The organism is Armatimonadia bacterium (assembly GCA_039679385.1).
GTDB lineage: Bacteria > Armatimonadota > Zipacnadia > Zipacnadales > JABUFB01 > JAJFTQ01.
The window spans coordinates 20,529-27,280 of the sequence record JBDKVB010000013.1 but is presented as its reverse complement, the minus strand read 5'-3'; the positions used below and the strand labels follow the sequence as shown (position 1 = coordinate 27,280).

At 65.1% G+C, this 6,752-nt stretch carries 6 protein-coding genes; 5 read left to right on the top strand and 1 reads right to left on the bottom strand.

Annotated elements, in window-relative coordinates; genetic code table 11:
• On the bottom strand, nucleotides 1-374 hold a 374-nt coding region (locus ABFE16_01025; protein ID MEN6343848.1), incomplete at its 3' end, for a hypothetical protein.
• Between the two features lie 221 nt (nucleotides 375-595).
• Between ABFE16_01025 and ABFE16_01020 the strand changes: the two genes are divergently transcribed.
• The 5 genes from ABFE16_01020 (at nucleotide 596) to ABFE16_01000 (ending at nucleotide 6,713) form a co-directional block, all read left to right on the top strand.
• The gene (locus tag ABFE16_01020) at nucleotides 596-1,711 is read left to right on the top strand and encodes a site-specific DNA-methyltransferase (protein MEN6343847.1); all 1,116 of its coding nucleotides are present in this window, start codon (nucleotides 596-598) and stop codon (nucleotides 1,709-1,711) included.
• 110 nt (nucleotides 1,712-1,821) lie between these two features.
• Nucleotides 1,822-3,537 (top strand): proline--tRNA ligase, encoded by a 1,716-nt coding sequence (locus ABFE16_01015; protein MEN6343846.1) that lies wholly within the window; start codon nucleotides 1,822-1,824, stop codon nucleotides 3,535-3,537.
• A gap of 58 nt (nucleotides 3,538-3,595) precedes the next feature.
• Nucleotides 3,596-4,453: an AmmeMemoRadiSam system protein B gene (gene amrB, locus ABFE16_01010; protein ID MEN6343845.1), complete on the top strand. Its 858-nt coding sequence runs from the start codon at nucleotides 3,596-3,598 to the stop codon at nucleotides 4,451-4,453.
• Between the two features lie 77 nt (nucleotides 4,454-4,530).
• Nucleotides 4,531-5,610, top strand: a complete 1,080-nt coding sequence (locus tag ABFE16_01005; GenBank protein ID MEN6343844.1) for a Gfo/Idh/MocA family oxidoreductase — start codon at nucleotides 4,531-4,533, stop codon at nucleotides 5,608-5,610.
• Between the two features lie 140 nt (nucleotides 5,611-5,750).
• Entirely contained in the window at nucleotides 5,751-6,713 is a 963-nt protein-coding gene (locus ABFE16_01000) for a zinc ABC transporter substrate-binding protein (GenBank protein MEN6343843.1), read from the top strand.
• Nucleotides 6,714-6,752 lie beyond the last annotated feature (39 nt).

Here is a 6,752-nt window from a genome sequence, read left to right as displayed (position 1 = left end):
GGCTGCGCCGTCTTCTGCTGGATCGCCTCGTTCACCGCCGCCCAGTTGTGGTCGGTGAGCTCCTCCTGCTCGAGCCCGAAGAACCGCTGGTACATCACCAGGTTGTGGCGCCAGTAGGAGACGTTGCGGCAGCGGTCGAGCACACCGCGAAGGATCTCCCAGCGTTGCGCGTCGTCGGTGCAGTCCTGGTACGCCTCGTGAGAGCTCTTGCCCAGAGCGCCGGCGAAGTCGCGCTCGAAGTAGCTCATGAGGCGGAAGAGCGTCCAGGGGGCGTGCTGGGCATACTCGGTGGACAGGCAGGTGTGGGAATGGCAGTCGACGGTCCGGATTGCCTGGAGCTCGGCGAGCAAGGAGTTGCGGAGTGTGTCAGACATGGGGCTTCCTCCCGCGCAAGGTGATAGGCAGGAGATTCGCCCCGAAGGGCAGCATCCCCTGCACCGGAGGTTACTGACGGCTGCAGGGGAGCGAGACGGTGTGCTATAATGCGCCCGACCTGCTGAGACCAGCGTCGCCCTGAGGCTGCCGGAGGATACGGGGCCCCACCAAGCCTTCATCTTTCCCCATGCATTGCATCTACCTGGCCGATTCACGACATATGCCCGAGCTGGAGGACGCCAGCGTTCACCTGGTGTTGACCTCGCCTCCGTACTGGCAGTTGAAGGATTACGGAAGCGAGGGGCAGATCGGCTACCATGACAGCTATGAGGAGTACCTGGCCGACCTGAACCAGGTGTGGAGTGAGTGTGCCCGGGTGCTGCACCCCGGCTGCCGGCTGTGCGTGAACATCGGCGACCAGTTCGCGAGAGCCGCCTACTACGGCCGGTACAAGATCATCCCCATCCGCGAGGCGATCGTCCGACACTGCGAAGGCCTCGGACTGGACTACATGGGAGCCATCATCTGGCAGAAGCTCACCACCTGTAACACTACCGGTGGCGGAAGCGTGATGGGCTCGTACCCGTATCCGCGTAACGGGGCGATCATGATTGACTACGAGTTCATCCTCGTGTTCAAGAAGCCAGGGAAGGCACCGGCGGTCAGTCGGGAAGTGAAGAAAGCCTCGCGGCTGACCCATGAGCAGTGGTGCGAGTACTTCGCCGGTCACTGGCGGTTCCCTGGAGAGCGTCAGAACGGCCACCTTGCGGCCTTCCCTGAGGAGCTTCCGCGGCGGCTGATTCGGATGTACAGCTTCGTGGGTGAGCGGGTGCTGGACCCCTTCCTGGGCAGCGGAACAACGGTGAAGGTGGCGGCGGAGGAAGGACGCGTCGGCCTGGGCTTCGAGATCAATGAGGACTTCCGGCCGGTGATCGAGCGCAAGCTTGGCCTGAGGGAGGAAGAGGGGCATCTGCACTTTCCTCTTGAGGCGCGGCCGGAGCTGGCCTTCGTGAGCCGGCAAGGCACCTCGGCGCTTCAGAGGGGCAAGGCGACGGTTGGGGCGGCAGAGGCGACGATTCGCCGCTTGGTCGACCCCAAGGCCATCGACTTCGGCTCGCGCATCGACGGACGCACGCGATCGGGGAAGCTGCTCCTGGAGGTCGCCCGCAGTCTGTCTGCCGAGGCCACATGGCCGGCCTTGACGGAAGGACAGAGGATGGGCAGAATCCTTGAGGTAGTGGTGGCACGGACAGGCGCTGACCGCAATCTCGCGCGCCTGGGAATCCGCAACGCCCTGCTCAAGCTCCCCGGCTTTTGTGAGCTGGTGAGAGGATAGCGGTCGTCAGACTAACGTCAGGCCCCCGGGTCTGATTCGACATGAGGTATTGGGCAGACCCTTCGGGCATGGCCCGGCTGCGTGTCGGGCCCGCGAAATGAGGGATTTTGTTGCGCGCTTCACGTTACTATGCTCCGACCCTCCGCCAGGCGCCGGTGGAGGCTGAGATTGCCAGCCACAAGATGCTGGTGCGTGGCGGGTTCATTCGTCCGCTGACCGCCGGCGTCTTCGACTGGCTGCCGCTGGGCCTGCGGGTCCTGCGGAAGGTCGAAACCGTTGTGCGCGAGGAGATGGAACGCGCCGGAGCGCTGGAAGTCCATCTTCCGGTTCTGGCGCCGCGCGAGCTGTGGGAACAGAGCGGACGCTGGGACACCTTCCAGCCGACTCCCTTCCGGGTGCAGGACCGGACGGAGCGATGGTTCTGCCTCGGGCCGACGCACGAGGAGGTCATGACCGACCTCGTCGCGACGGATCTGAAGTCGTACCGTGACCTGCCGCTGACGCTGTACCAAATCCAGGTGAAGTTCCGCGACGAGATGCGGCCCCGTGGTGGGCTGCTGCGCGTCAAGGAGTTCACCATGAAGGACGCGTACAGCTTCGACGTGGACCGCGCCGGGCTCGATGCGTCCTACGAGGCGCAGTATCAGGCCTACCTGCGGATCATGGAACGGCTGCAGCTTCCAGTGCTGGTGGTGCGAGCCGATGCCGGGTCGATGGGTGGCAGCGACACGCGGGAGTTCATGATCCTCACCGACGCGGGCGAAGACACGATCTTCATCTGCGACAAGTGCGACTACGCCTCGAATGCCGAATGCGCCACCTTCAAGGTGCCCGAGCCCAGGAAGGGTCCGAACCGCTGTGGCGATTCGGCCCTGGTGGAGACGCCGGGCATGAAGACCATCGAGCAGGTCTGCGAGTTCCTCCAGACCACGCCGGAGGCTCTGGCCAAGACCCTGATCCTGAACGCCGATGGTCGGCTGGTCGCAGCGATGGTCCGTGGCGACCGCGAGCTCAATGAGTTCAAGCTCAGGAACCTGCTGGGTGCCACGACGCTGCGCATGGCGACCCCGGAGGAAGTCTTCACGGCTACGGGTGCCTCGGTGGGCTTCAGCGGCCCGTGCCAGTTATCCGATGAGGTTGAGATCATCGCCGACCACGAGATCGCCAACATGACCGACATCACCGTCGGCGCGAACAAGGACGACGCCCATCTGGTGTGCGTGAACGTGGAGCGCGACTTCGTGGTGGACCGGTTCGCCGACATCCGCCATGCCGTGCCGGGTGACCCCTGCCCCATGTGCGGCGAGGGGTACCTGGGCACCGACAAGGGTATCGAGATCGGCCACGTGTTCAAGCTGGGGACGAAGTACGCCGAGGCCCTGGGCGCCAAGTTCCTCGACGAGGACGGGAAGGAGAAGGTGGCCATTATGGGCTGCTACGGGATGGGCGTCAGCCGTGCCGTCGCGGCGCTGGTCGAGGTACACCACGACGACAACGGCATTATCTGGCCCCTGAGCGTGGCACCCTTCCAAGTCGCGGTGCTGCTGCTCGACCCGCAGGTGCATGATCTGGGACAGGCGGCCGACCAACTCGAAGCTGAGCTGTCTGCTGCGGGTCTTGATGTCATGATCGACGACCGCGACGAGCGGCCCGGTGTGAAGTTCAAGGACGCCGACCTGATTGGTTATCCGATTCAGGTTGTTGTAGGCAAGCGGACAGCGCAGGAGGGCACGGTGGAAGTGCGGCGTCGTCGCGACAAGGCCGAGCTGGTCGTTCCGCTGGCCGAGGCTACGGCAGCCGTCCAGAAGCTCGCAGAAGAGGCCTAAGGCTTGCACGACGGTTCGGGAGCCGCGAACTTGCCTGAGATGCAGGAGAGTGGTCGTGATGAGCGAGGGCGAGGTGCGTCGACCGGCTGTTGCCGGGATGTTCTACGAGGGTGGTCGCGAGAGCCTGCGGCGGCAGATTGAGGCCTGCTACCTCGACAGCCGAGGTCCAGGCAGCCTGCCGCAGGTCAACGAGGAAGGTCCGCGCAAGATCGTCGGCCTGGTCAGCCCGCATGCCGGGTACATCTACTCAGGCCCGGCGGCGGCAAAGGGCATGGCGGCCCTGGCTGCCGATGGACGCCCCGAGGTCTTGGTGATCCTGGGGCCCAATCATGGCCGAGGACGGTATGTGGACGCCATCCAGGCCCGGGGCTCGTGGCTCACTCCGCTCGGGGAGTCTCCCATCGACGCCCGGGTAGCCGACCGGATCATCGCGCTCTGCCCGTGGCTGCAGGTTGGTGCCGGCGGGTTCGTCGGCGAGCACAGCCTGGAGGTGCAGGTGCCCTTTCTCCAGCACCTCTACGGGCTGGAGATGCCGATCGTGCCGATCATGATGCTTGACCAGGACGCCGATGCGGTCGGCAGCCTGGGTCGGGCGCTGGCCCAGGCGTTGGAGGGCGTCAATGCGGTGATCCTTGCGAGCACCGACATGACGCACTTCGAGACGCCCGAGACGGCGGCCCGGCAGGACCAGATCCTGATTGAGCGTATGGAAGCGATGGACCCGGAGGGGTTGCTCCGGGAGCGGGAGCGTCGCGGGATCACGATGTGCGGGTACGGCCCTGTCGCCGCCATGCTGACGGCAGCGCGGCTACTGGGCGCTTCGCAGGCATCGCAGATCGCGTACACGAACTCCGGCGCCGTCAGTGCGGGCAGGGAAGTCGTGGCCTATCTATCCTTGCAGGTGCGGCGGGCGTAGCGTCCAAAGCACCGCAGCCTTTTGAGTGGCTCAGGCAGCGCCGAACACACGAACACAAAGAAGGGTGGTTCGCCTTCATGCCGGGCAAGTGGCGAGTCGGTCTTGTTGGTGTGGGCCGAGGCTCCGGGTACGGACGTCTGCTGTGTGAGGAGCCTCGCTGTGACGTAGTAGCCTGTTGTGACCAGAACCCGGAGTCGCTGGAACGCTTCGGCAGGACGCTGAAGTTGGGCGATGAGGGCCTGTTCACCGAGTACGAGGAGTTCCTGAACTGCGGCCTGGACATCGTCTTTCTGGGTACGCCGATTCCCGTCCATGCCGAGCAGACGGTCAAGGCCGTGGAGGCCGGCTGCCATGTGCTGAGTGAGGTCACGGCTTCGGATACGCTGGAGGGCTGCCGGCAGATCGTCGACGCGGTGCGTCGGACGGGACGCAGCTACATGCTCGCCGAGAACTGCATCTACTGGCACTTCGTCTCGCAGTGGCAAGAGATGGTGCAGGCCGGCGGACTGGGCCGGGTCCTGTATGCGGAGTGCGAGTACCTGCACCCGATCCCCCAGCTCATCTACGACAAGCAGGCCGGTGCGGACAGGTGGCGTGCGAATCGTGCTCCGCTGCATTACTGCTCGCACTCGCTGGGGCCGATCCTGACGATCACCGGCGATCGCATCGTGCGTGCCTGCGGGCTCGGCAAGACTCGGTACCTGCTGCCCGAGGTCGAGGGTGCTGGTGGAATCGACCTGCAGGTCGCGCTGTTCCAGACTGAGCAGGGCATGACGATCAAGATGCTGCGCACGTCGCTGATGCCGCGTGAGCCGCATATCCATTACTATTCGCTGTACGGGACAAAGGGCTACCTTGAGACCGACCGCAGGGGCCCCAAGGGACCGGGGCTGAAGTACGTGCAGGGCCAGTCGCCGATTACGGGTGAGGACATCGACGTGCCCTTGTCCAATCCCGACCTGCCGGAGTCCGCACGGGCCGGCGGCCATGGGACGGCGGAGTACTCGCTGCTGCAGGCCTTCCTCGGTGCGCTCGAGCAGGGCGCCAGGATGCCCATCGACGAGGTCCGCGCCATGGACCTGACGGTCCCCGGGATTGTTGCGCACGAGTCCTCCAAGCGTGATGGCGAGTGGCTTGAGGTTCCCAGCTTCGCGTGAGTGCCGAGCACTCATGCGGGGCAACCTGTGAAGGCGGTTGAAGTCTGTTGGCGGTAGCTCTTGATGGACGGAGGTTGGCGGTAGCTCTGGGTCTCGTGGCGGCACTTGCAGGCGGACCTGTCTGTGCCGCGCAGTTGGGCGTGGCTGTCACACTCATCGACGTTCTGCCGATAGTCCAGGCTGTGGGGGGAAGCGCTGTATCGGCCTCTTGCCTTGCGCCGGCAGGAGCCGACCCTCACAGCTTCACCATGACCGTGGACATGGCGCAGCGACTGCGCACGGCCGATCTGCTGGTGTGTGCGGCGACGCGCTACGTGGAGTTTGAGGGAGAAGTTCGGCGCAGCGTTGCGGAGAAGCCCTGCGTGGACTGGCCGGACTACGAGGCGCACGGAGCACGACTTCAGGATGTGCCCGGTCTGGCAGCCAACCCTCATGGTCTGTGGGCATCGCTGAACAACGGCATCGCGATTGCGCGAGCGGTGAGTGCGAAGCTGCAGGAGCTTGCGCCTCAGGAGCCGCAGTTCGCGACCAACCTCGAGCGGTTTGTCGCCGAAGTCAGGGCGGCTCAGGCAGCCGGGCTGGCGATGGCTCGGTCACAGGGAACCGCCGGGCAGACCCTGGTGGCTGTGGTGCCGGGCGTGGCTGACTGCATCCTGAACGTGGGGATGAAGGTGGGGAAGGTGCTGCTGCCGACGGAGGGTGCGAGCTTCGCCAGTGCAGGCGATCTGCAGGAAGTGTTGAAGCGGCTGCGCAGTGGTGAGTGGAAGGGGCTGGTTTGTCCGCTGAATGCCGCGCAGTCCAAGCCGGGCGAGATCGCCAGACAGATTGCCCGGGAGGCGAACTCACGGGTCTACTATGTGCAGTTCCTCCAGCCCACGAGCGCGGTGCCTTCGTACCTGGCACAGGCCTACTACAACGCCGCGGTCCTCACAGAGAGAGCGGGTAGCGACACCCAGGCCGGTGCTCCGTCGGTGTTGTGGCCGGTGCTGACGGCCGTGATTCCGCTGGCGCTGGTGATTGCGCTGCTGCTGGTTGCGCTGGCCAAGGCGAGACAGGCTGCGCGAACCGCTCTACCGGTTCCCGGGATCTTCGGGGACGACTGAAAGCACGGAGCCGCCGACGGGCTCTTGCTGGAAGACCTG

Excerpts from the sequence above, each read along its gene's own strand:
- amrB (MEN6343845.1), top strand. The coding sequence starts at position 3,596 with ATGAGCGAGGGCGAGGTGCGTCGACCGGCTGTTGCCGGGATGTTCTAC.
- ABFE16_01020 (MEN6343847.1), top strand. The coding sequence starts at position 596 with ATGCCCGAGCTGGAGGACGCCAGCGTTCACCTGGTGTTGACCTCGCCT.
- ABFE16_01005 (MEN6343844.1), top strand. The coding sequence starts at position 4,531 with ATGCCGGGCAAGTGGCGAGTCGGTCTTGTTGGTGTGGGCCGAGGCTCC.